Annotated in this window: 21 protein-coding genes; 11 read left to right on the top strand and 10 right to left on the bottom strand. The window is 74.9% G+C overall.

Translation table 11 applies throughout. The features are described 5' to 3' along the window. Positions 1-49: 49 nt before the first annotated feature. Positions 50-1237 carry a magnesium/cobalt transporter CorA gene (gene corA, locus ACFQ8Y_RS10670; protein ID WP_430549830.1) on the bottom strand — a complete coding sequence of 396 codons (1188 nt, stop codon included), beginning with the start codon at positions 1235-1237 and terminating at the stop codon, positions 50-52. Between the two features lie 389 nt (positions 1238-1626). After that, positions 1627-2670, bottom strand: a complete 1044-nt coding sequence (locus tag ACFQ8Y_RS10665) for an alcohol dehydrogenase catalytic domain-containing protein (protein ID WP_430585429.1) — start codon at positions 2668-2670, stop codon at positions 1627-1629. 129 nt (positions 2671-2799) lie between these two features. On the opposite strand from ACFQ8Y_RS10665, the gene ACFQ8Y_RS10660 reads away from it, so the two are divergent. Then, positions 2800-5118: a M28 family peptidase gene (locus ACFQ8Y_RS10660; protein ID WP_430585428.1), complete on the top strand. Its 2319-nt coding sequence runs from the start codon at positions 2800-2802 to the stop codon at positions 5116-5118. 6 nt (positions 5119-5124) lie between these two features. Here ACFQ8Y_RS10660 and ACFQ8Y_RS10655 read toward each other — a convergent pair whose 3' ends face one another. Further along, on the bottom strand, positions 5125-5520 hold the full coding sequence (locus ACFQ8Y_RS10655) for an MmcQ/YjbR family DNA-binding protein (RefSeq protein WP_430585427.1): 396 nt from the start codon (positions 5518-5520) through the stop codon (positions 5125-5127). 82 nt (positions 5521-5602) lie between these two features. Here ACFQ8Y_RS10655 and ACFQ8Y_RS10650 point away from each other — a divergent pair, with 82 nt between their 5' ends. Further along, positions 5603-5959 (top strand): YybH family protein, encoded by a 357-nt coding sequence (locus ACFQ8Y_RS10650; protein ID WP_430585426.1) that lies wholly within the window; start codon positions 5603-5605, stop codon positions 5957-5959. Between the two features lie 16 nt (positions 5960-5975). On the opposite strand, the gene ACFQ8Y_RS10645 is transcribed toward ACFQ8Y_RS10650, so the two are convergent. The 3 genes from ACFQ8Y_RS10645 to ACFQ8Y_RS10635 all read right to left on the bottom strand — a co-directional run bounded on the left by ACFQ8Y_RS10645 (position 5976) and on the right by ACFQ8Y_RS10635 (position 9151). Continuing rightward, positions 5976-6824, bottom strand: coding sequence for a hypothetical protein (locus ACFQ8Y_RS10645; RefSeq protein WP_430563289.1), 849 nt, complete (start codon positions 6822-6824; stop codon positions 5976-5978). Continuing rightward, on the bottom strand, positions 6821-8122 hold the full coding sequence (locus ACFQ8Y_RS10640) for a glycosyltransferase (protein ID WP_430585425.1): 1302 nt from the start codon (positions 8120-8122) through the stop codon (positions 6821-6823). The genes ACFQ8Y_RS10645 and ACFQ8Y_RS10640 overlap by 4 nt, the downstream gene beginning before the upstream one ends. 72 nt (positions 8123-8194) lie before the next feature. Further along, complete coding sequence (locus ACFQ8Y_RS10635) at positions 8195-9151, bottom strand: NAD(P)/FAD-dependent oxidoreductase (protein WP_430585424.1); 957 nt, start codon at positions 9149-9151, stop codon at positions 8195-8197. 56 nt (positions 9152-9207) lie between these two features. On the opposite strand from ACFQ8Y_RS10635, the gene ACFQ8Y_RS10630 reads away from it, so the two are divergent. The 3 genes from ACFQ8Y_RS10630 to ACFQ8Y_RS10620 all read left to right on the top strand — a co-directional run bounded on the left by ACFQ8Y_RS10630 (position 9208) and on the right by ACFQ8Y_RS10620 (position 11918). Then, entirely contained in the window at positions 9208-9699 is a 492-nt protein-coding gene (locus ACFQ8Y_RS10630; RefSeq protein WP_430585423.1) for a MerR family transcriptional regulator, read from the top strand. Then, positions 9696-10829 carry a P1 family peptidase gene (locus ACFQ8Y_RS10625; RefSeq protein ID WP_430585422.1) on the top strand — a complete coding sequence of 378 codons (1134 nt, stop codon included), beginning with the start codon at positions 9696-9698 and terminating at the stop codon, positions 10827-10829. Before ACFQ8Y_RS10630 ends, ACFQ8Y_RS10625 begins: the two co-directional genes overlap by 4 nt. 93 nt (positions 10830-10922) lie before the next feature. Then, positions 10923-11918, top strand: a complete 996-nt coding sequence (locus tag ACFQ8Y_RS10620; protein WP_430585421.1) for a ScyD/ScyE family protein — start codon at positions 10923-10925, stop codon at positions 11916-11918. Between the two features lie 30 nt (positions 11919-11948). Here ACFQ8Y_RS10620 and ACFQ8Y_RS10615 read toward each other — a convergent pair whose 3' ends face one another. Continuing rightward, positions 11949-12545: an HhH-GPD-type base excision DNA repair protein gene (locus tag ACFQ8Y_RS10615; RefSeq protein ID WP_430563294.1), complete on the bottom strand. Its 597-nt coding sequence runs from the start codon at positions 12543-12545 to the stop codon at positions 11949-11951. A 213-nt stretch (positions 12546-12758) separates the two neighbouring features. On the opposite strand from ACFQ8Y_RS10615, the gene ACFQ8Y_RS10610 reads away from it, so the two are divergent. The 5 genes from ACFQ8Y_RS10610 (at position 12759) to ACFQ8Y_RS10590 (ending at position 18145) form a co-directional block, all read left to right on the top strand. Beyond that, the gene (locus ACFQ8Y_RS10610; RefSeq protein ID WP_430585420.1) at positions 12759-13835 is read left to right on the top strand and encodes a LacI family DNA-binding transcriptional regulator; all 1077 of its coding nucleotides are present in this window, start codon (positions 12759-12761) and stop codon (positions 13833-13835) included. 81 nt (positions 13836-13916) lie between these two features. Then, positions 13917-15170: an extracellular solute-binding protein gene (locus ACFQ8Y_RS10605; protein WP_430585419.1), complete on the top strand. Its 1254-nt coding sequence runs from the start codon at positions 13917-13919 to the stop codon at positions 15168-15170. Positions 15171-15177: 7 nt separating this feature from the next. Continuing rightward, positions 15178-16302 carry an ABC transporter ATP-binding protein gene (locus ACFQ8Y_RS10600; RefSeq protein ID WP_430585418.1) on the top strand — a complete coding sequence of 375 codons (1125 nt, stop codon included), beginning with the start codon at positions 15178-15180 and terminating at the stop codon, positions 16300-16302. Then, positions 16299-17225 (top strand): ABC transporter permease, encoded by a 927-nt coding sequence (locus ACFQ8Y_RS10595; RefSeq protein ID WP_430585417.1) that lies wholly within the window; start codon positions 16299-16301, stop codon positions 17223-17225. Before ACFQ8Y_RS10600 ends, ACFQ8Y_RS10595 begins: the two co-directional genes overlap by 4 nt. Then, positions 17222-18145: an ABC transporter permease gene (locus ACFQ8Y_RS10590; protein WP_430563297.1), complete on the top strand. Its 924-nt coding sequence runs from the start codon at positions 17222-17224 to the stop codon at positions 18143-18145. The genes ACFQ8Y_RS10595 and ACFQ8Y_RS10590 overlap by 4 nt, the downstream gene beginning before the upstream one ends. Before the next feature lie 18 nt (positions 18146-18163). Here the strand turns inward: ACFQ8Y_RS10590 and ACFQ8Y_RS10585 are convergent, their stop codons facing one another. The 3 genes from ACFQ8Y_RS10585 to ACFQ8Y_RS10575 all read right to left on the bottom strand — a co-directional run bounded on the left by ACFQ8Y_RS10585 (position 18164) and on the right by ACFQ8Y_RS10575 (position 20979). Continuing rightward, the gene (locus tag ACFQ8Y_RS10585) at positions 18164-19021 is read right to left on the bottom strand and encodes an ABC transporter permease subunit (protein WP_430585416.1); all 858 of its coding nucleotides are present in this window, start codon (positions 19019-19021) and stop codon (positions 18164-18166) included. Continuing rightward, positions 19018-19983: an ABC transporter ATP-binding protein gene (locus tag ACFQ8Y_RS10580; RefSeq protein WP_430585415.1), complete on the bottom strand. Its 966-nt coding sequence runs from the start codon at positions 19981-19983 to the stop codon at positions 19018-19020. The genes ACFQ8Y_RS10585 and ACFQ8Y_RS10580 overlap by 4 nt, the downstream gene beginning before the upstream one ends. A gap of 93 nt (positions 19984-20076) precedes the next feature. After that, a complete protein-coding gene (locus ACFQ8Y_RS10575; protein ID WP_430585414.1) occupies positions 20077-20979 on the bottom strand; it encodes an alpha/beta fold hydrolase in 903 nt (300 codons plus the stop codon). Between the two features lie 62 nt (positions 20980-21041). Between ACFQ8Y_RS10575 and ACFQ8Y_RS10570 the strand changes: the two genes are divergently transcribed. Beyond that, positions 21042-21740, top strand: a complete 699-nt coding sequence (locus tag ACFQ8Y_RS10570) for a TetR/AcrR family transcriptional regulator C-terminal domain-containing protein (RefSeq protein ID WP_430585413.1) — start codon at positions 21042-21044, stop codon at positions 21738-21740. Positions 21741-21773 lie beyond the last annotated feature (33 nt).

Here is a 21773-nt window from a genome sequence, read left to right as displayed (position 1 = left end):
GCGACGGCGCGCGCGACCACGCGGCGGCAGCCGCGCGGCGTGGCCCCGCTCAGATCCAGCGCTTCCAGCGGAAGACGGCGAAGAGCGCCACGCTCACGCTGAGCATGGCCACCAGCGCGGCCGGGTAGCCCCAGGCCCAGTGCAGCTCCGGCATGTCGTCGAAGTTCATCCCGTACACGGTGCCGACCAGGGTCGGCGCGAACAGGATGGCCGCCCATCCGGAGATCTTCTTGACCTCCTCGCCCTGGCGGATGCTCACCTCGGTGAGGTGCGTCATCTCCTCGTTCTGCCGCTGGGCCACGAGGGTGGCGTTCACGGTGAGGATGTCGCGCAGGGCGGCGCGGAACGACTCGACGCGGTCCGCGACCTCGGTGAGGTGGTCGGCGACGTCGCGCAGGTACGCCTGCATCTCCTCGGTGACGCCGTACTTCTCCGCGCCCTTGGCGAGCGAGCCGCACACGCGCTGCAGGGGGCGCACCGCCCGCTGGAACTCGACCACCTCGCGGGAGAGCTCGTAGATGCGGCGCGACACCGCCGCGTCGCCGCCGAACACCTCGGACTCGATCTCGTCGATGTCGCCGTCGAGCCCGGCCACGACGGGTGCGTAGTCGTCGACGACGCGGTCCACGATCGCGTACAGCACCGACTCGGGGCCGCGGGCCAGCATGGCCGGGTGCGCCTCGAGGTGGGTGCGCACGGCCGCCAGGTCGGGGCACGCGCCGTGCCGGACCGTGACGACGAAGTCGGGGCCCACGAAGACGTGCAGCTCGGAGAACTCCACCTCCTCCGCGTGGTCGAGGTAGCGGGCCGCGTGCAGGACGACGAACAGCGTGTCGCCGTAGCGCTCGATCTTGGGCCGCTGGTGCGCGACGATCGCGTCCTCGACGGCCAGGGGGTGCAGGTCGAACTCCCGCGCCAGCTGGGCGAGCTCGGTCTCGTCGGGTCGCTCGAGCCCGATCCACGCCATGCCGCCGGGGTGGGCGCGCAGCTCGCGGAACGTGTCCGCGAGGCGCGTGAAGCTCGCGACCCGGCGGCCGTCGGCGTCGTACAGGGCGGACTCGACGATCGACGAGCGGCCGGGCACGTCGCGCCGCGTCGCCGAGGCGTCGGTGCGGGCGCTGCCGAGGTGGCCGCCCGCGCCGGAGGCCGGGGTGGCGCGGCGGGGGCGCAGCGCGCCGAGCAGGGGACGGGTGCGGACCGTGCGGGAGCCGGTGGCGCGGGGGGAGGTGACGGACATGGCGGACTCCGAGGGCGTGCAGGGACGAGGGACGGTCGTCGGTCCCGCGACTGCGGCTGGGGGCGCCCCGGATCGTCGGGGCGCTCGGAGAACGGTGGCGCCGGTCAGGAGCGCGTGCGCCACGGCCGCCCGGCGTCGTGGCCGGGCGGGGAGCCGTCAGTCGCGGCTCGGACTACTGGGAGGCTCGCTACGGGTCATGTGGCGCGCACCTCCCTCGTCGTCGTCGCGGCGGTCGCCGCTGCTGCTCAGGCCGTCGGCCAGCATAGCCCCGACCGGGTGGCCGGGCCATGACCGGGGAGGGTGCCGGCGGGGTGATCTCCGTGACGTCGACGTCGGTGCCCTGCCGCCCCGCCTCGCCCGCCCCGCCCGCCCCGCTGTCCGCCCCGGGTTCAGCGGCGCGGGTCGACGACGACCATCCCGGAGCGCGGGGTGCCGGGCAGGTCGGGGAGGAGCCGCGCCCCCTCGTCCAGGCCGACGACGCGGTCGACGAGGTCGGCGGGGCGCAGCGTGCCGTCGGCGACCCGCGCCAGCATCTCCGGGTAGTCGGCGGCGGCCATCCCGTGGCTGCCCAGCACGTCCAGCTCCCAGCCGATCACGCGGGACATCGGCACGCGGGGGTGGCCGTCGACCGGCGGCAGCAGGCCGACCTGCACGTGCCGCCCGCGGCGGCGCAGGCTGCCGATCGCGTCGGCGCAGGTGCGCTCGCTGCCGACCGCGTCGACGCTCACGTGGCAGCCGCCGGTGAGGTCCTGCACCACCGCGGCGACGTCGAGGTCCTCGTCGGCGCGGACGGTGTGCGCGGCCCCGGCCCGGCGCGCGGCCTCGAGCGCGCCGTCGTGCCGGTCGACGGCCACCACCTGGGCGCCGAGCGCCGCGGCGACCATGACGGCGCTGAGGCCCACGCCGCCCGCGCCCAGCACCACGACGCGCTCGTCCGGGAGCACCCGCGCCCGGCCTGCGACGGCACGGTAGGCCGTGGCGAAGCGGCACCCGAGGCTCGCGGCGGTGGCGTCGTCCACGGCGTCGGGCAGGCCGACGAGGTTGGTGTCGGCGGCGTGCAGCACCACGAGCTCCGCGAACGACCCGGCGTGCGTGAACCCGGGCTGCGTCTGGTCGGGGCAGACCTGCGCCTGCCCGGAGCGGCACCAGTCGCAGTGCCCGCAACCGCAGACGAACGGCGACGTCACGCGGTCGCCCACGCTCCAGCGCCGCACGCCGTCGCCCACCGCGGCGACCACCCCGGCGAGCTCGTGGCCGGGCACGTGGGGGAGGGAGGTGATGTCCGTGTCGTGCCCCGCCCAGGCGTGCCAGTCGCTCAGGCACAGGCCGCTCGCGTGGACACGCACCACGACGCCGCCGGGCGGAGCCGCGGGGTCGGGCACCTCGCGGACCGTGACGGGCCCGCCGAACCGGTCGAACGTCATCGCGCGCACGGGGCGATCCAACCATCGATCCGCAGGTGGGTCCGCCTGTCGGTCCGGCGATGGTCCAGGCGGCGGTCCACCTGAGACGGCGCGTATCACGATTGGGCCACACCGCGCGGGCGCCGCTAGCGTGCCCGGGTGACCCACACCCGGTCGCGGGCGACGTCGCTCGCGTGCTCCCTTTTCCTGCTCGTCCTGACGGCGCTCGCCGTCTGGGCGGTGCTGCCGCCGTCCGCCCGGTCGGCGGACGCCGCCGCGGACGAGTTCAGCGCCGAGCGGGCGTTCGCGACGGTCGAGGCGGTCGGCGGCGAGGTGCACCCGCACGGCACGGCCGCCGCGGCCGCCGTCCGCGACGCGATCGTGGCAGACCTGGAGGGGCTCGGGCTCGACCCGGAGGTGACCGACGGTGTCGGCATGTCCGGCCGGCTGGGCGACCAGAGCCGCGTCGCGGCCACGAAGAACGTCGTCGCCACGATCCCGGGGACCGACCCGACCGGTCCGGTCTTCCTCGTCGCGCACTACGACTCCGCCGAGGTGTCGCACGGCGCCAACGACGACGGCGCCGGCGTCGCGACCCTGCTGGAGACCGCCCGCGCGCTCGGCGCCGACGAACCGCTGCGCAACGACCTCGTGCTCGTGTTCACCGACGCGGAGGAGGCGTGCCTGTGCGGCGCGGAGGCGTTCGCGGACTCCGACCCGCGCGCGGCCGACGGGGGCGTCGTGGTCAACGTCGAGGCCCGCGGCTCGTCCGGCCCGGCGATCATGTTCGAGACGTCGGACGGCAACGCGGCCCTCGTCGACGCCTACTCCCACGTGCCGTACCCCGTGGGCAGCTCGATGGCGGTCGAGGTGTACCGCATCCTGCCGAACGACACCGACTTCTCGCCGTTCCTCGACGACCCGGAGGGCCGGTTCACCGGCCTCAACTCCGCGTACATCGACGGCTCGGCGACCTACCACGCGCCGCAGGACACCCCCGAGCGGATGTCGACGGCGAGCCTGCAGCACCACGGCGCCAACATGCTGGCGCTGGCGCGCGAGCTCGGGGACGCCGACGCGGCGGCGCTCGCCACGCCGTCGGCCGACGACGCCACCTACTTCCCGCTGCCGGGAGGGGTGCTCGCGCGCTACCCGGGCTGGCTGGTGTGGCCGCTCGCCGTCGCCGCCGTGGTCGCGGTCGGCGCCCTCGGGGTGACCCTCGCCCGTCGGCGCGAGGTGCGCGGCGAGCGGACCACGGCCGGCACCCTCGCCCTCGGCTTCGCGTCCGCGCTGCTCCCGCTCGCCGGTGCCGTCGCCGGATCGGTCGCGCTGTGGTGGGTCATGGGCCTGGTACGGCCCGGCTATGGCGAGATGCTCGACCCGTGGCGCCCCTGGGGCTTCCGCGTCGCCCTGCTCGGCATCGTGGCGACCGTGTGGACCGCCTGGTTCCTCGGGCTGCGCCGGTCGCTCGGCGGGGCCGCGCTCGCGTTCGGGGCGCTCGGCTGGCTCGCCGTCCTCGGCGTCGTCCTCGCCGCCGTCACCCCCGGCGGCTCGTACCTCGCCGCGCTGCCGGCGCTCGCGGGCGCCGTCGCCGGGCTGCTGACCCTGCGGGTGGCGCGCGGCGTCGTCGGCCGGCGGGTGGCCGTGACCCTGGGCGCGGCCGTGGGGGTCGTGGTCCTCGTACCGATCGTGCTGCTGTTCTTCCCGGCGCTGGGCCTCGCGACGGGCGCCGCGCCCGCGGTCGTCGCCGCGCTGCTCGGGCTGGCGCTCACGCCCGTCCTCGCCGCGCTGTGGCCCCGCGGCCGACGACGTGCGCTCGGCCTGGTGGGCGCGTGCGCCGCGGTGGGCGTCGTCGCGCTCGTCGTCGGATTCGTCGCCGACCCGTTCGACGCCGAGCACCCCGAGCCCACCCGCCTCGCGTACGCGCTGGACGCCGACACCGGCTCGGCGCACTGGGTCTCCGACGAGGGCACCCCGAGCAGGTGGACCGCGCAGTTCGTGGACACCGAGACCGACCTGTCCGAGCCGTTCCCGATGTTCGCGGGCGAGGTGCACGCCGGCGACGCCGAGGCGGCCGACCTGCCCGCCCCCGTCGTCGACGTGCTGGACGCCGAGCCGGCGGGCGACGCCCGCGTCCTCACCCTGCGCGTGACCCCCGGTGCGGGGGCGCCGATCGGCACCGCGGGAGCCCTGCGGTACGTGCAGCTGAACGCCTCGAGCGTGGAGAGTGCGAAGGTCGCCGGCCGGGCGGTGCCGGTCGAGGGCGGCGCCCTCGACACCCGCTTCTACGCCCCGGGCGACGACGGCTTCGAGGTGCGGCTCGTCGTGCCCGCCGGGCAGCCGCTGGACCTGCGGGTCGTCGCCGCCGGCGGCGGGCTGGAGGACCTGCCCGGGTTCCGCCCGCGGCCCGCCGACGTCGGCGTGGCCGGGTCGCACACGTCCGAGCTGGTGCTGGTCGGGACGTCCGTCTCCCTCTGACGGGCGTCAGCCGGCGGTCGCCGCGCCGTCGTCCGGCGGCTCCGGCCGGTCGATGGCCTCGGCCAGCGTGCGTGGCGCCTGGAGGCAGTAGGAGTCGGTGAGCAGCTCGGCCATCTCGTCCCAGTCGGTGCGGTCGTCGAGGACCACGCCCACGACGTTGCCGCCCCAGCCGGCGCGGAAGTACGGGTGACCGAGGTGCTCGAACGCCCGGACCTCCTGCGGCTCGGCGCGGAAGGTCACGCGGAAGAGCTGGTCCTCGCCGCCGAAGACGTGTGCCACGGTGGCCTTGCGCACCCGCCACCGGACACCGGTCCAGGCGTCCTCCCGCGCGCACTCCGGGAAGTCGAGCAGGCTCCCCAGGTGCTCGACGAGCGAGGGAGGGACGTCGGGGCGGTCGGGCATGACCCGAATCTCGCACGCGGCACCGACAGGCGGGCCACCCAGGACCGTGGACGGACGTCGGTGGCGGTGGCACGATCGCCGCATGGTCAACGATGAGCATGTGCCGGCGCTCGAGCCCGACGACCTCGGACGGCTGTTCGTCGAACGGTTGAACGCCGGCGACCTCGAGGGCCTGGTCGCCCTCTACGAGCCCGACGCCGTGTTCGCGTTCCCGCCCGGGGAGCAGCAGGTCGGTCGCGAGGCGATCCGGGCGGCCCTCGGGCTGATCCTCGCCGCGCGGCCGCAGCTCCCCCCGGGCGTGCCGGCGCGGGCGCTGGTCCAGGGCGACCTGGCGCTGACGTCCACCCGGCTGGAGTCGGGGGCGGTGACGGCCGAGGTGGCCCGTCGTCAGGCCGACGGGACCTGGCGGTGGGTGCTCGACCAGCCCGCCATCGCCTGACGTCCCGTGCGCGCGCTCAGCCCAGCCGGGCCGTGAGCACGAGCTCCTCGCCGACGTCGAGGCGCACGTCCGCGAGCCGGACCCCGGGCGGCAGCGCAGCCGCGAGGTCGATGCGGCGGTTCGCCGCGGCCTCGACGCGGCCCCGGACGGCGCCGAGCATCGCGGCGACGAGCGGGTTGCCGCTGGAGATGCGCACGTCGCCGACGGTCAGCACCATCGCCGCGTCGACCGAGGCCGACGCCGTGGCGGAGACGCCCGCGGAGAGGAACCCCTTGCGGATCTTCGCCTCGATGCGCAGGCCTGCCGCGCGCGGGCCGTGGGAGTCGAGCTGCACGTCCAGGTCGCTCAGCGTGATGCCCTGGGACTGCAGCGAGACGGCGAGCAGGCCGTGCACGGTCGCGACCAGGCCGGCGCGGGAGACCGCGACGCGGGCGTGACCGGTCACCGGGTGCGCGTCGTCGGGCTCGACCGGCTCGAACCCGACCTGGCCGTCGGCGCCCTCGACCCAGGTGAACCGCAGCCCCTCGGCCTCGGCGGTGACGTCCACGGGCAGGTCGACGGCGGTGAGCGGGTGGGCGTCGACGCGCAGGCGGCGCACCGTGCCGTCCTCGCGCGCGGTGATCGTGCCGGGCTGCCACCCGACGCCCGGGGCCTTCTGCTGCGCGCCGAACGCCACGCCGGTGAGGTCCGCCTCGAGCGTCGCGACGTCCGCGCCCTCCAGGGTGGCGGTGACGCGCGCCCGGTCGAGGCCGGCGACGCCGGCGCCGGCCGCCCGCGTCGCGAGGGCGCGGAGCCGGTCGGCGAGGTCGTCTCCCGTGGTGGGTCGCGGGGCAGGGCCGAGCGGCAGGGGGTGCGCTGAGGTCATGCGGTGAGCGTAGTCGGAGGCCGGGACGTCAGGTGCTCCTCGAGCAGGTCCGCCGCGGCGCGCGTCCCGCCGAGCCCGCGCAGCTCGGCGCCCAGGCGGGCGGCGGTCACGCGGTACCGGGGGTCGGTCGTGACGTCGCGGTACGCCGCGGCGATCGAGGCCGCCCGCGGCCGGCCGGTGCGGAGGTTCACCCCGGCGCCGTGCCAGCCGATCCGCGCGGCGATCTCCGGCTTGTCGAGATCACCGCCCGCGACCACGAGCGGGACGTCGTGGCGCAGGGCCTGCAGCACCCCGCCGTAGCCCCCGTTCGTGACCATCACCGACGTGACCGGCAGGAGCGCGGGGTACGGGACCATCGGCGCGACCCGGACGTTCGCGGGCAGGGGCCCGGGGAGCGGCGCCGTGCGGTGGCCGACCCCGACGACGACCAGGACGTCCTCGTCGGCCAGGGCCTCGAGGGCGGGCAGCACGAGGTCGGCGGGGTCGACGTTCTCCGTGCCCTGCGTGACGTGCACGACCGGGGCCTCCGACCGGACGACGTCGTCCCACCACGGCGGGAGGGGCTGCGGGGTCGGGGGACGGCCGTCGTCGGTGAGGTCGCCGACGAACCGGACGGTCGCGGGGATGTCGTCGCGCGGGTAGTCCAGGCCCGGGGAGCCGGCGGTCACGACGAGTCGCGGCGAGTGCCAGGCGGTCTCGATCGTCGTGCCGTCGGGCGGGAGCCCCGCGTCCGACCGCGCGCGCCGGTACCGCCGGGTCAGGGCGGTGGCGCCCGCCCGCACGGCGCCTCTCAGGACGCCGTCGCGCGCCCGCCCGATCGGCCCGCGCGGCGGGGTGAGCCCGAGGCCCGTGGGCGGGACCTGTGCCCCGGGCGGCCAGTACGCGAGCGGGGAGACGGTCGCCCACCGGGAGCCGAGCCGCTCCGCGGCGAACCGGGTGCCGAGCGCCATGGGGTCGCCGGCGATCAGGTCCCACGGCTCGTCGTCGTGCAGGGCGACGAGGTCGGCGGTCTGCGCGGCGGCCGTGCCGAGGAAGAGGTCCTCGACGTTGACCAGCATCTGGCGGAACCCCTTTGCGCCCCGCATGCGCGGGAAGGTCGTGGCGGGGTGCCGCTCGTCGAAGTCCGGCACCCGCTGCCACACGACCGGGCGGGCGCCGACCGCGGCGAAGGTCTCCGCGTGCCTGCGCCCCGTGTACACGCGGACGTCGTGGCCACGCCGCACGAGCTCCGCCGCGACCGCGCGCAGCGGCAGCGTGTGCCCGGCGAACGGCATCGCCGTGAGCATGATCGAGGCCACCGCTCCAGTGTCGGCCGGTGCCACGTCGTCCGGGTCGCGCCGGCGGAACTTCATCCGCCCCCCGGCGGCGCCTCAGCGCGGGGCGGCCAGCAGGTCGGCGTCGATCGACGCCGCGGCGAGCTGTCCGGCCGCCATCGCCGCGGTCACGGAGCTCACGGGCATGGGGAAGTCGGCGGTGTGGGCGAGGTCGCCGGCCGCGAGGACCCCGGGCATGCTGGTGCGGGCCATGGCGTCGACGGCCACGCAGCCGGACTCGCGCAGCTCGAGCCCGAGGCGGGTGGCGAACGGCGCCGCCTGGTGCAGCGTCGGGGCGACCATGATCCCGCCGAGCTCCTCCGCCGCGGCGCCGTCCAGCACGGCCCGTGCGCCCGGGTGCCCGCCGGGCAGCGTCAGCGGCTCCAGGCGGAGCACCTTCTCCGGCCGGACGGCGACGCCGCGGGCGTCGAGCGCCGCGCGGACCTGCGGGTCGACGTCGCCGCCGTCGGCCAGGACGACGACGCGGGTCGCGATCCGCTCGATCAGCCCGGCGACGCGCGCGGCGTGCGGCCCGGCGCCGAGGATCGCGACCGGGGTGCCGGAGAACTCGTGACCGTGGCAGTACGGGCAGTGTGCGGCGACGGTGCCGAACAGCCGCTCCAGCCCGGGCGTCGGGGGCAGTTCGTCGCGCACGCCGGTGGCCAGCAGCAGGCGGCGGGCGGCGACGTCGCCGTCGTCGGTGCGCACGACGAACCCGTCGGCCGGCGACGCGGGGTCGAGCGGGGCGACGTCGTGGGCGGTGGCGCGGCGCAGCCCGACCGTCTCGTACGCGGCCAGCGTGCGGTGGGCCGCGGCGCGGAACTCCGCCGGCGCCACGCCGTCGAAGCCGAGCACGTTGTGCATCGCGTCGGTGGGGTCGTTGCGGTAGGTGCCGGAGTCGAGCACGACGACGTCGCGGTGAGTGCGGTCGAGCATCAGAGCGGCCGCGAGGCCGGCCGGTCCGCCGCCGATGATCACGGCGTCGTGCAGGTCGTGGCGGGTGGTGTCGCTCATGGCGTCTCCTTCGGGTCGGGTTGCGTGCTGACCCCAGGCTGTGACTTCATGTCGACATGAAGTCAAGTGGGATGGCGTCGAGCGGTGCGGCCCAGCAGACGTGGAGCGTGGGGGAGCTGGCCGAGCGCTTCGGCCTGGAGACGCACGTGCTGCGCTACTGGGAGGACGTCGGCCTGCTGGACCCGGTCCGCGACGGCGCGGGGCGGCGGCGCTACGGGCCCGACGACGTCGTGCGGGTGGCGACGATCCTCAGCTCCAAGGTCGCGGGCATGAGCCTCGAGCAGATCCAGGTGCTGCTCGACGCCGGGTCCACGGGGCGCGGCGCCCGTGACCGCCACGAGGTGCTCACCGCGCACCTGGCCGAGCTCGACCGGCGCCAGGAGGAGATCGACCGCTCCCGGCACATGACGGAGCACGCCCTGTCGTGCCGGGCGCACGACATCGCCACGTGCCCGCGGTTCCGCGAGCACGTGCAGGACCTGGTCGACGGCTCCCGCACCTGGGGCGACGTCCACCCGGCGCGGCTCGTCCCCACGGGGCGGGCATGAGCGCCGCGCGCCCGGGGCCCCGCGAGCTCGGCGTCGTCGTCGGCGGTCTGCCCACGGGCCCGGCGAACGCGATCACCGACGTCCCGGGGGTGCGCGTCGGGCACACCACCCTGCACGAGGGCGAGCACCTGCACACGGGCGTCACCGCCGTCGTCCCCGACGCGCTCGGCGCCGGGCCCGGGCAGCGGCGAGCGCTGCCGTGCGGGCTGTTCGTGGGCAACGGGTACGGCAAGCTCGTGGGCGCGACGCAGCTCGAGCAGCTCGGCGCGATCGAGACGCCGATCCTCCTCACCGCGACGCTCTCCGCGTTCCGCGCCGCCGACGCGCTCGTCACCCACGTGCTCGCCTGGCCCGGCTACGAGGACGCGCGCACCCTCAACCCGGTGGTGGGGGAGACGAACGACGGGTACCTCTCGGACATCCGCGCCCGGCCGATCACCGAGGCGCACGTGCTCGCCGCGCTCGACGGCGCGACGTCCGGCCCGGTGGAGCAGGGCTGCGTCGGCGCGGGGGCGGGGACCGCCGCGCTCGGGTACAAGGGCGGGATCGGGACGTCGTCGCGCCGGGTCGACGTCGCGGGCCGGCCGCGCACCGTGGGCGTGCTGGTGCAGTCCAACTTCTCCGGCACCCTCACCGTGCAGGGCGTGCCGCTGCCCGCGGCAGATCTGCTCGGCACGGAGTCGATCTCTTCGGCAGTTCCCCGTGCCGAAGAGATCGACGCGGTGCCGAAGGGATCCGGTCCGGCGGAGGGCAACTCGTGCATGATCGTCGTGGCCACCGACGCCCCGCTCGACGCCAGGCGGCTCGAACGCGTCGCCCGCCGCGCGGTGTTCGCCATGGGCCGGGTGGGCTCCGACTTCGCGCACGGCAGCGGCGACTACGGCCTCGCGTTCACGACGGCGGACCCCGCCGACCCGCTCGTGCCCGACGACGCGCTGGACCCGCTGTTCGCGGCCGCGACGGACGCCGTCGAGGAGGCGCTGCTCGCGTCGGTCTTCACCGCCACGACGACCGTCGGGCACCGCGGGACCCGGCACGCGCTGCCCCACGACCGCGCGCTCGGACGGCTGCGCGCCGCCGGGTGGTCGCCGGGGCGAACGGCCCGTGACGGCGAGGGGCATCGGGCGTAGCGTCGATCACGGCGAGGGGAGCGCCACGTCCCGACCCGGCCACCGCGCCGAGCCTCACCGTCCGTGCAACGACGCACCTCGGGAGGGGTCCCCATGCGCACCCCACGCATCATCGCCGTCCTGCTGTCCACCATGCTCGCCGCGACCACGGTCGCGACCGCTGCCGCGACTCCGTCGCACCACGGCCACGACCACGGCCACCATCACGCCGACCCGTCGCTCCTGACCACCGGGCTGTCCGGCGGCGCCGGCTCCACCGTCGGTCCCGACGGGGCTCTCTACGTCACCGAACCGGTGTCCGGGGAGGTCTCCCGGATCGACCGCCGCACCGGCGCCGCCTCGACCTTCGTCTCGGGGCTGCCCGTGCAGCAGCCGGGGACGCCCGGCGGCGCCCTCGACGTCGCGTTCCGCGGCCGCACCGCGTACGTCCTCGTGTCGCTCGCGGACCCGCAGGTCTCCGGCCTGTACCGGGTCGGCCGGGACGGCGTCGCGCGTCCCGTCGCCGACATCGGCGCCTGGTCGATCGCCCACCCGCCGAAGACCGACTTCTTCGTGCCCTCCGGCCTGCAGTACGCCATGGAGCCGTACCGCAGGGGATTCCTCGTCACCGACGGCCACCACAACCGGGTGCTGTACGTGACGCCCGACGGCTCGATCACGCAGGTCCGCGCGTTCGGCAACGTCGTGCCGACGGGCCTGGAGGCCATCGGCCGGACCGTCCTGGTCGCCCAGGCGGGTCCGGTGCCCCACCTGCCGCGCGACGGCCGGGTCGTCGCCTTCACCCCCTGGAGGCACGGCGTCCACGAGGTCGCCTCCGGCGGCCGCCTGCTCGTCGACGTCGAGCGCGGACGGGGCGGGCTCTACGCGCTTGCCCAGGGCCACTTCACCCCGGGCAACCCCGAGGGGTCGCCCGCCGACCCGGACACCGGCCAGGTGATGAAGGCCGGGCGGCACGGCGTCCTGCGAGCCGTGGCGACCGGCCTCGACCGGCCGACGTCGTTCGAGATCGTCGGGCGCACGGCCTACGTCGTCACCCTCGACGGCGAGGTGTGGAAGGTGCCGCTCCCGCACGGGCACCACGGCCGCTGAACCGGCGTCCCGCGGCGGCCGAGCGGGGCCTCAGCCCTGCTTGGCCGCCTTCGCCGCCGCCTTCTGCGCCTTCTTGAAGGTCCGCACCTCGGCGAGGGACTCCGCGCTGGTCACGTCGGCGATCGAGCGGCGCGAGCCGTCGTCGCCGTAGTGCCCGGCGGCCTCCTGCCAGCCCACGGGCCGGACGTCGCGCTGCTTGCCGAGCATGGCGAGGAAGATCTTGGCCTTCTGCTCGCCGAAGCCCGGTAGCGCGCGCAGGCGGGCCAGCACCTCCGCGCCGGTGGCCGGCCCCTCGGCCCCGGCCGTCGTCCAGAGCTTCGCGACGTCGCCGTCGTAGTCGTCCACGATCACCCGCGCCAGCGCCTGCACGCGGCCCGCCATGGACCGGCCGTACCGGTGGATGGCCGGGGGAGTGGTGGCGAGGGTGACGAACTCGTCCGGGTCGGCGTCCGCCACCGCGTGCGGGTCGATGCTGCCCAGCCGGTCGCGGATCTTGCGCGGCCCCGCGAACGCGTGCTCCATCGGGTACTGCTGGTCGAGGAGCATGCCCACGAGCAGCGCGAACATGTCGTCGCTCAGCAGTGCGTCCGTCTCGGGGTCGCCGGTGATCCAGAGCTGTGCCGTCATGGGGCCATTGTGCCGCGCCCCCGTCCGCCGTGGCCCCTCGACGGTCGCCCGTGGGCGGGATCGATTGCGCACCGACGCGCTGCGCTCGGCGCTGCGCGCAGGCCCACGTCGACCCCAAGGAGGACGACCAGGGGGTTGACCCGCCTGCAATCGTTTGCCACTGTTGCGGCACGGCGGGTGCGACGGCGCACCGGTCCGACCTGAAGGGGTGTCATGGCGAGCGCGCGTGACGTGGCCGAGTCGGCGGGGGTCTCCGTGTCGACCGTCTCCCGTGCCCTGGCATCGACGGGCCGGGTCTCTCCTGCCACGCGCGACCGGGTCGTCGCCGCGGCAGCCCGACTGGGGTACCAGCCCGACCCGACGGCCCGCGGGCTGCGGATGGGACGGACCCACGCCATCGGGCTGCTGGTCCCCGACCTGGAGAACCCCTACTTCGCCTCGGTGACGAAGGGCGTCCAGGCGCGCGCGAGGGCGCTCGGCTACGCCGTCTTCATCGTCGACTCGGAGGAGGACGCGACCTCGGAGACCGCGCTCGTCCGCGAGCTCGCGCGCCGGGTCGACGGCGTGCTCCTCGCGTCGCCCCGCTCGAGCGACCACGACGTGCTCGGCCTCGCGGGCGACGTCCCGACGGTGCTCGTGAGCCGGGAGGTCGGTGCCCTGCCGTCGGTCGCCGTCGACGACCGTGACGGCGTCTCGCAGGCGCTGCGCCACCTCTACGTCCTCGGCCACCGCCGGGTCGCGGTGGCGGCGGGCCCGGTCAGCTCCTGGTCGAGCGAACGCCGCTCGGACGGTCTGCGGCGCGCCGCCGAGAGCCTGGACGGTCTGTCGCTCGTCGAGCTCGGCGCCTTCAGCCCCTACTTCTCGGGGGGCTTCGCCGCGGCGGACCACGTGCTCGCGCAGGACGTGACGGCCGTCGTCGCCTTCAACGACCTCATGGCGCTCGGGATGCTCGGCCGCTTCCGGGAACGCGGGGTGAAGGTGCCGGACGACGTGTCGGTGGTCGGGTTCGACGACGTCGCGGTCGCCACGCTCGTGTCCCCGGCGCTGACCACCATCCGCGTTCCCCGCACGAGACTGGGCCGCCGCGCGGTGGACCTGCTGGTCGGGGAGCTCGGCTCCGAGGACCCCCCGGCCCGGGTCGACGCCGGGGCGCGTCCCGGTCCGGCCGTGGACCGCCTGCCCGTCGAGCTCGTGGTCCGTGGCTCCACGGGCGCCGTCCACGAGGTCGTGGACCGCCGGACGGGCGCCCCCACGAGGACGTCCGCCAGCCCCGCTGTACCCCTCGAGTAGCACCACCCCCTCGCCGACGTCGACGAGGGCTCCTGACGTCCCCGGGCCAACGTCGCCCCGAATCAGAAGGAAGCAGGTCTCATGCGTACCTCCGTCATGCGGTCATCCAGCGTGTCCCGTACTGCCGCACTCCTCTGCCTCGCCGGTCTCGGCGTCGTCACCGTGGCGGGCTGCGCCCCACCGGCGGCCGAGGGCGACGGCAGCGGTCCCGCCGTGACCGACGCGGCCGACGTCCCCGACGCCCCGTCGGAGCCCGTCGAGCTCCACATCCTCGACGTCGCGGGCAACCAGAAGCTCACCGAGCCGATGGTCGACGCGTTCGTCGAGGCGAACCCCGACGTCGTCTCGTCCGTCACCTGGGAGACCGGCGGCGCGCCGGACGTCACGGGCATCGTGAAGCCCCAGGTGGACTCCGGGAACCTCTCGGTGGACCTCGTGCTGACCGGCAACGACGGCCTGTCCGCCGGCATCGCGCAGGACCTGTGGGTGCCCGTCGTCGACGACTTCGGCGACCGCCTGTCCAACCAGGAGAACTACCTCGAGCCGGCGGCGGCCATGCAGGACCTCGCCGAGGGGTACGGCGTCGTCGTCACGTACTACCCGTCCGGGCCGCTGCTCCAGTACGACCCAGAGGTCGTGACGGACGTGCCGTCGACACCCCAGGAGCTGCTCGACTGGGCGAAGGCCAACCCGGGCAAGTTCGGGTACGCGCGACCCGCGAACTCCGGCCCCGGCCGCACGTTCCTCATGGGCCTGCCGTACATCCTGGGCGACAAGGACCCGAAGGACCCGGAGAACGGCTGGGACAAGACGTGGGCCTACCTCAAGGAGCTGGGCCAGTACGTCGACAACTACCCGACCGGCACCGGGCAGGTCGTCACCAACGTCGGCGACGGCACCTGGAGCATGATCCCCACGACGACGGGCTGGGAGATCGAGCCGCGCACCGACGGCCGGTTGCCGAACACGCTCGAGGCGGCCCCGTTCGACGACTTCACCTGGGTGACCGACGCGCACTACGCCGCGATCCCGAAGGGGCAGTCGGCAGACAAGATCTCGGCGATCCTCCTGCTGCTGCAGGACGTCCTCACGCCGGAGCAGAACGCCAAGGCCTACGACCACGGCTACTTCTACCCCGGCCCCGCGGTCGAGGGCGCCACGCTCGACAAGGCCCCGCAGGAGTCGCAGGAGACCATCGAGAAGTACGGCCGCGACTGGTACGACGACCTCATCGAGTCGGCCCCGTCGACGACGCCGCTCGCCCCGGACGCGATGGTCAAGGCCTTCGACATCTGGGACCGCGAGATCGGTGCCGGCAAGTACACGGAGGAGTGAGGGCCCGATGGCGATCACGGCCGGCACGTTCGAGTCGTTGGAGCTGCGCGACGTCGGGCGCAGCTTCGGCGGCCACCAGGCCCTGGCGGGCCTCGACCTGACGGTCCGGGCCGGCGAGTTCATCGCCCTGCTCGGCCCGTCGGGCTGCGGCAAGTCGACGGCGCTCAACTGCCTCGCGGGCCTGCTCCCGCTGACCCACGGACAGATCCTGCTCGACGGGCGTCGGGTGGACACGGTGCCGAGCGAGAAGCGCGGCTTCGGGATGGTGTTCCAGAGCTACGCGCTCTTCCCGCACCTCACCGTGGAGAAGAACGTCGCGTTCGGGCTGCAGATGCGGGGCCTGCCGCGCGCGGACGTCACGCGGCGGGTCGCCGAGGCCATCGCGCTGGTGAAGCTGGAGCAGCACGCCAAGAAGCTGCCGGGCCAGCTCTCCGGCGGGCAGCAGCAGCGCGTCGCGATCGCGCGCGCGGTGGTGCTGGAGCCGTCGCTGGTGCTCATGGACGAGCCGCTGTCGAACCTCGACGCGAAGCTGCGGCTCGACATGCGCACGGAGATCCGGCGGCTGCACCAGGAGCTGGGGCTCACGACGATCTACGTGACGCACGACCAGGAGGAGGCGCTGTCCCTGGCCGACCGCCTCGTCGTGCTGCGCGAGGGCAGGGTGCAGCAGATCGGTGCGCCGGACGACCTCTACGACCACCCGCGCAACTGGCACGTCGCGGACTTCATGGGCTACCGCAACATCCTCGCCGGGACCCTGGGCGGCGAGGGCACCGTCCGCGTCGGCGGGCTGACCCTGCACGGGCGCACGGTGGGCGACGTCGCGGCGGGGGACGAGGTCCGGGTGGCGGTGCGGCCGGACGACCTCACGGTGCTGGCCGACGGCCACGCGCCGCGCGACGGCAACGTCGTCGAGGGCGTGGTCGCCGTCGTCGAGTACCACGGTCGGGAGTTCGCCGTGGTGGTGCAGACGGCGGACGGCGCCACGCTGCACGTGCGCACGCCGACGGCGCCCGCGGTGGGCGACGCCGTGCGCCTCACCGCGGCCTCCGACCGGGTGCTCGTCTTCCCGGCGGAGCTATCGGCGGCGCCGGCGGCCGCCGACCGGGCGGAGGCGGTGACGGTGGCATGACCGCTGTCGCCGACCACCCGGCGCGCAGCACCGCGAGCCTGCGGCACCGGCTCGCGGAGCGCGGCATCGACTCGTCGCTGTGGCTCATGGTGCCCGCGCTGGTCTTCGCGCTCGCGCTGTTCGTGTACCCGTTCTCGTACGGGATCGGGCTCACCTTCCAGCCGAGCGCCGCCACCCAGGAGCAGTGGGGCGGCGGGATCCTGGCGAACTACGTGGCGTTCTTCCGCGACCCGTTCGTCTTCGACTCGATCTGGATCACGATGCGCCTCGCCCTGCCGGCGGCGCTGTTCAACGTGCTCGCGTCGATCCCCGTGGCGATGGTGCTGCGCCGCAAGTTCCGCTTCAAGCGGTTCATGACGTCGGTGCTGGTGCTGCCGATCACGCTCGGCACGGTGCTCACGGCGCAGGGGCTGCTCATCTTCGCCGGGCGCCAGGGGTGGCTCAACCGGTTCCTGCTGGCGACGGGTCTCGTCGACGAGCCGGTGCAGCTCGTGAACAACTACACCGGCGTGATGTTCTCGCTGATCATCACCGGGTTCCCGTTCGCGTTCCTGCTGGTGTCGAGCTACCTGTCGGGCATCGACCCGTCGCTCGACTCGGCGGCGCGCACGCTCGGCGCCGGCTGGTGGCAGCGGTTCCGGCGGATCACCCTGCCGCTGCTCGCGCCCGGGCTGGCCACCACGTTCATCCTCACGTTCGTGCTGGCGTTCTCGGTGTTCCCGTCCGCCCGCCTCGTCGGTGACGCGATGGGCTCCACGCGCGTGATGTCGCTCATGGCGTTCCGCGCCTTCGGCGAGCAGAACGACTACGCGATGGCCTCGACCATCGCGCTCATGATGGGCGTCGTCGAGCTGATCGTCATCGCGGTCGTGCTCGCCTGGCGGTCGCTGCTCTACAAGGGATCGACGGGAGGCAAGGGATGAGCACGCTCGAGAGCCCGACGACGTCGGGCGCGCCGCAGGACGCTCCGGCCCGCGCGCGGGGCGCGGCGGGCAGGCCCCCGGGCGAGCGGTCGTTGGCGGCGTCGCCGTCGACGTGGTTCGTCTGGGCGGGCATGGCCGCGTTCCTGGTGTTCCTGCTCGGCATCATCACGGCCGTGGTCGTGGACTCGTTCGGGCGGTCGTGGTTCGACACGTGGCTGCCGGCCGAGTGGACCACCGAGTGGTACGCGAGCTCGTGGGACCGGTTCGACCTCACGCACGTGGTGGGCGTGACGGTGGGGGTGGCGCTCGCCGTCGTCGTGCTGTCCGTGCTGATCGGCGTGCCGGCGGCGTACCTGCTGGCACGGCGGAGCTTCCCCGGCAAGCGTCTGGTGAACCTGCTCTTCCTGCTGCCGATCCTCATGCCGCCGATCACGTTCGGCATCCCGCTCGCCACCGTGATGTACGCGTTCGGACTGGGCCGGTCGGTGATCGCGGTGATCCTCGTCAACCTGGTGCCCTCGGTGCCCTTCGTGATCCTGACCATGACGCCGTTCATCGAGCAGATCAACCCGGCGATCGAGTCCGCGGCGCGCATGTGCGGCGCCGGGATGCGGCAGGTGTTCACGCGCATCCTGGCCCCGCTGCTCGTGCCCGGCATCCTCGCGGCGTCGATCCTCGTGCTCGTGCGCACCGTCGGCATGTTCGAGCTGACGTTCCTCGTGTCCGGGCCGCAGTCCGACACCCTCGTCGTGGCGATCTACCGCGCCATGACGTCGGCGGGCGGCGGCGAGGCCCGCCAGCTCGTCTCCGCCATGGCCGTCATGTACACGGCGACGATGCTCGTCATGCTCGTCGCCGCCCTGAGGTTCGTGAACCCGACCCAGCTGGTCGCCCAGGTGAAGGAGGCGCGCGACGACTGAGCCCGGCCGCGAGCGCGGTCACGCGTCGCGGCGCCGGACGGCGACGGCGGCCGCGGCGAGCACCGCCGTCGCGTAGGCGGCCAGCACCGCGAACCCGGCGCCGGGGGAGAGGAGCCCGTCCGGGGCGGGCCCGGTGGCGACGAGGCGCTCGCCGGCCACGGTCGGGAGGTAGGCGTAGACGTCCTGCGCCCAGGCGGCCGAGCCGGCGAGCACCTGGAACAGCAGCGGCAGCACCATCAGCAGGCCCAGGGTGGTGGCGATCCCGGCCGCGGTGCTCCGCCAGAGGGCGCCGATGCCCAGCGACAGCGCGGCGACGGTCACCAGGTACGCGACCGTGCCGCCCAGGGCGCGGAGATGCTCGCCGTCGGAGAGGTCCAGCGCGAGTCCGTCGGCGGACAGCGAGGACGCCGTCGCGAGCCAGGCCGCGGCCAGGCCGACGACGGCCAGCAGCGCCGTCGTCGCCGCGACGACCAGGAGCTTGGCCCACAGGACGGGCAGCCGCCGGGGCACGGCGGCGAAGGTCGCGCGGATCATCCCGGTGGAGTGTTCGCCGGTGATGGTCAGGACGGCGAGCACTGCCACGGTGAGCTGCGCGAACCCGTACCCGAACGTCACCGCGACGGCGCCGCTCGGGGTCGCGAGCCGCGGGTCGGCGCTCATGGTCTCCTGCATGCCGGGCGAGCTCGCGGCCGACCCGAGCGTCGCGGCCATGAGCGCCGCGAGCCCCGCCATGAGCAGCACCGTCAGCGCCACGCCCCACCAGGTGGAGCGCAGCGACCACAGCTTGAGCCGCTCCGAGCGCAGCACGCGCGCGAAGGTCACGTGGGCGTCGGCTTCCGGCGCGCGGTCCGCGACCAGGGTGGTGGTGGCGCTCATGACGGGTCTCCCGTGCTCGTCGTGCCGGCGGCCGCCAGCTGGTCGGAGGTGTCGTCGGTGCGGTACTCGACGGCGTCCGCTGTGAGCTCCAGGTAGGCGTCCTCGAGGGTCGAGGCGACCGGGGTCAGCTCGTGCACCGCGACGCCGGCGGTGAGGGCGATCTCGCCGATCGCGGCGGCGTCCAGGCCCGTGACCTCCAGCGAGCCCTCGTGGGCGACGTCGGGCACGACGACGGCGGCGCCCGCGCGCTCCAGCGCGGTGCGCAGGGCCGATGGGCCGGGGGTGCGGACGGTGACCGCGCGCCGCGACGCGGCCTCGACGACGTCGCTGACCGGAGCGTCGGCGAGGATGCGGCCGCGCCCGATGACGATGACGTGGTCGGCGGTGAGCGCCATCTCGCTCATGAGGTGGCTGGACAGGAAGACGGTGCGGCCGTCGGCCGCGAGGCTCCGCGCGAGGCGGCGCACCCACAGCACGCCCTCGGGGTCGAGGCCGTTGACGGGCTCGTCGAGGATGAGCGTGCGCGGGTCGCCCAGCAGTGCCGACGCGATGCCGAGCCGCTGGCCCATGCCGAGCGAGAACCCGCCGACCCGCTTGCGGGCCACGGAGGCCAGGCCGGTCATGTCGATGACCTCGTCGACCCGCCGGTCGGGGATGCCGTGCGTGGCGGCCAGCGCGCGCAGGTGCGACCGCGCCGTCCGGCCGGGGTGCACGGCACGGGCCTCGAGGAGCGCGCCCACCTCGGTGAGCGGGGACCGGTGCCGCGCGTACGCGCGGCCGTTGACGGTGACCGAGCCCGCGGAGGGCCGGTCGAGCCCCATGATCATGCGCATGGTGGTGGACTTGCCCGCCCCGTTGGGGCCGAGGAAGCCGGTGACGACGCCGGGCCGCACCGTGAAGGTGACGCGCTCGACGGCGGTCGTGCTCCCGTAGTGCTTGGACAGACCCTGTGCCTCGATCATGCGGTCGAACGTACGGAAGGTGACCGGCGTCACAGAACCGGGAGGTCCCTGAAACCGGCCCTGGTGCCGCGCCCGGCGCCCAGGGGGGTTCACCTAGGCCGCTGCCCTCGCCCGGTCCGCCAGCCGCCGCAGGTCCGCGACGAGCGCCGGCCAGACCCTCTCCGGGAGCGTGTGCCCCATCCCCGGGTGGGTCCGGAAGACGGCGCCCGGGACCTGACGGGCGACGTCGCGCCCGCCCGACACCTTCATGAGCGGGTCGTCCTCGCCGGAGACCACGAGGGTCGGGACGCGGAGGGTCGAGAGCGCGGGCAGGCGCTCCCGGGACCACGCGGCGAGCTGCCGCTGGGTGGTGCGCGGGTCCCGGGGCGCGCGGTCGTGGCTCACGGTCGCGGCCTGGCGGGCCCACTCCTCGTCGATCGGCGCCGGGTCGGAGAGGGCTCGCCAGATCGCCACCAGGACGTCGACGGCCTCTGCGGACGTGGTCGGCTCGCCGAGCCTCGCCAGCTCGCGGAAGATGCCGAACCGCACGTACGCCAACCTGCGCCACGTGGGGGCGGTGCACGGCAGGCCGCAGCAGCTGGTCAGGCTGCGGACCCGGGTCGGACGTCGAAGCGCGGCCGCCTGCGCGACGCCGGCGCCGAGCGAGATGCCCAGCAGGTGCGCCGACGTCCATCCGACGGCGTCCAGCACGGTCTCGACATCGTCGAGCATGTCCGTGCCGGTGTACGCCGGGGCCGTCCCGCCGAGCATCGCCCGCCAGGGGTTCTGTCGTGCCGGCGACGTGAAGTGCGTGGAGAGCCCGGTGTCGCGGTTGTCGAATCGCACGACGGCGAACCCTGCGTCGACCAGCAGCTCGCAGAGGGCGTCGGGCCACCACACCATCTGGAAGTCCAGCCCCATGATCAGCAGGAGCGGCTCGCCGGAGGCCGGGTCGCCGAACGTCTCGTACGCGATGGTGACGTCGTCATGGGTGGCAAAGCGGGTCGGCGGGGTCATCGGGCGCCTCGGGCTCTCTGAGAACAGTGTTCGCTGTACTCCAGGCTACTAGACTGCGAGCGATGTACGCAGAGAGCGAGCGGCCCCGCAGCATCTGGCTGCGGACCGAACGGGCGGGCCGCGGACCGGCACCCGGGCACGACCGCGCCGGCATCGCGGCCGCTGCGGTCCGACTGGCCGACGCCGGGGGCCTCGGAGCCGTGTCGATGCGCAAGGTAGCGGCCGCGATCGGAGCCGGCGCCACCGCGCTGTACCGGTACGTCGACAGCCGCGACGAGCTGATCCAGCTCATGCTCGACGCGGTGCTCGCCGACGTCCGGTACCCCTCCCTCACCGGTGGTTGGCAGGCCGACGTCCTCGCGCTCGCCCGCGCGCTGGACTCCCTCTGCCGGAGTCACCCGTGGACGGTCGACGTCCTGCAGGCGCAGCCGCCGATGACGCCCCACGGCGTCGTCCTCCTCGAGCGGACGCTCGCCGCGCTGGACCCGGTCGACGCGCCCGGCCAGGTCAAGCTCGAGGCCGTGGGCCTGACGATCGGGCTCGTGGCGACGCTCGCCGCGACCGAGCTCGCCGCGGACCGCTCGACCGAGGAGTGGCGGTCGGCGCAGGAGGAGTACCTCCGCGCGGTCGTCGTCGCCGGGGAGCATCCGCACCTCGCGCGGGCGATCGCGACGTCGGCCCCCGCGACGGGCGACCAGGACCTGCTGGGGCGTCTGCTGCCCCGGATCCTGACGGGGCTGCTCGACGGCGTGGACGCCTGACGCGCCACCGGCCGAGTGCCGCGCGGTGTTCTG

The organism is Isoptericola sp. NPDC056605 (genome assembly GCF_042792795.1).
In the GTDB taxonomy this organism is placed as follows: Bacteria; Actinomycetota; Actinomycetes; order Actinomycetales; family Cellulomonadaceae; genus Isoptericola.
This window is presented reverse-complemented; position numbering and strand designations above follow the sequence as displayed.

What these genes read in the sequence shown, in the direction of transcription:
- corA (WP_430549830.1), bottom strand. Translation starts at nt 1,237, where the DNA reads ATGTCCGTCACCTCCCCCCGCGCCACCGGCTCCCGCACGGTCCGCACC.
- ACFQ8Y_RS10610 (WP_430585420.1), top strand. Translation starts at nt 12,759, where the DNA reads ATGGCGAGCGCGCGTGACGTGGCCGAGTCGGCGGGGGTCTCCGTGTCG.
- ACFQ8Y_RS10605 (WP_430585419.1), top strand. Translation starts at nt 13,917, where the DNA reads ATGCGTACCTCCGTCATGCGGTCATCCAGCGTGTCCCGTACTGCCGCA.
- ACFQ8Y_RS10620 (WP_430585421.1), top strand. Translation starts at nt 10,923, where the DNA reads ATGCGCACCCCACGCATCATCGCCGTCCTGCTGTCCACCATGCTCGCC.
- ACFQ8Y_RS10625 (WP_430585422.1), top strand. Translation starts at nt 9,696, where the DNA reads ATGAGCGCCGCGCGCCCGGGGCCCCGCGAGCTCGGCGTCGTCGTCGGC.
- ACFQ8Y_RS10580 (WP_430585415.1), bottom strand. Translation starts at nt 19,983, where the DNA reads ATGATCGAGGCACAGGGTCTGTCCAAGCACTACGGGAGCACGACCGCC.
- ACFQ8Y_RS10650 (WP_430585426.1), top strand. Translation starts at nt 5,603, where the DNA reads ATGGTCAACGATGAGCATGTGCCGGCGCTCGAGCCCGACGACCTCGGA.
- ACFQ8Y_RS10655 (WP_430585427.1), bottom strand. Translation starts at nt 5,520, where the DNA reads ATGCCCGACCGCCCCGACGTCCCTCCCTCGCTCGTCGAGCACCTGGGG.
- ACFQ8Y_RS10630 (WP_430585423.1), top strand. Translation starts at nt 9,208, where the DNA reads ATGAAGTCAAGTGGGATGGCGTCGAGCGGTGCGGCCCAGCAGACGTGG.
- ACFQ8Y_RS10585 (WP_430585416.1), bottom strand. Translation starts at nt 19,021, where the DNA reads ATGAGCGCCACCACCACCCTGGTCGCGGACCGCGCGCCGGAAGCCGAC.
- ACFQ8Y_RS10590 (WP_430563297.1), top strand. Translation starts at nt 17,222, where the DNA reads ATGAGCACGCTCGAGAGCCCGACGACGTCGGGCGCGCCGCAGGACGCT.
- ACFQ8Y_RS10635 (WP_430585424.1), bottom strand. Translation starts at nt 9,151, where the DNA reads ATGAGCGACACCACCCGCCACGACCTGCACGACGCCGTGATCATCGGC.
- ACFQ8Y_RS10595 (WP_430585417.1), top strand. Translation starts at nt 16,299, where the DNA reads ATGACCGCTGTCGCCGACCACCCGGCGCGCAGCACCGCGAGCCTGCGG.
- ACFQ8Y_RS10575 (WP_430585414.1), bottom strand. Translation starts at nt 20,979, where the DNA reads ATGACCCCGCCGACCCGCTTTGCCACCCATGACGACGTCACCATCGCG.
- ACFQ8Y_RS10570 (WP_430585413.1), top strand. Translation starts at nt 21,042, where the DNA reads ATGTACGCAGAGAGCGAGCGGCCCCGCAGCATCTGGCTGCGGACCGAA.
- ACFQ8Y_RS10645 (WP_430563289.1), bottom strand. Translation starts at nt 6,824, where the DNA reads ATGACCTCAGCGCACCCCCTGCCGCTCGGCCCTGCCCCGCGACCCACC.
- ACFQ8Y_RS10615 (WP_430563294.1), bottom strand. Translation starts at nt 12,545, where the DNA reads ATGACGGCACAGCTCTGGATCACCGGCGACCCCGAGACGGACGCACTG.
- ACFQ8Y_RS10600 (WP_430585418.1), top strand. Translation starts at nt 15,178, where the DNA reads ATGGCGATCACGGCCGGCACGTTCGAGTCGTTGGAGCTGCGCGACGTC.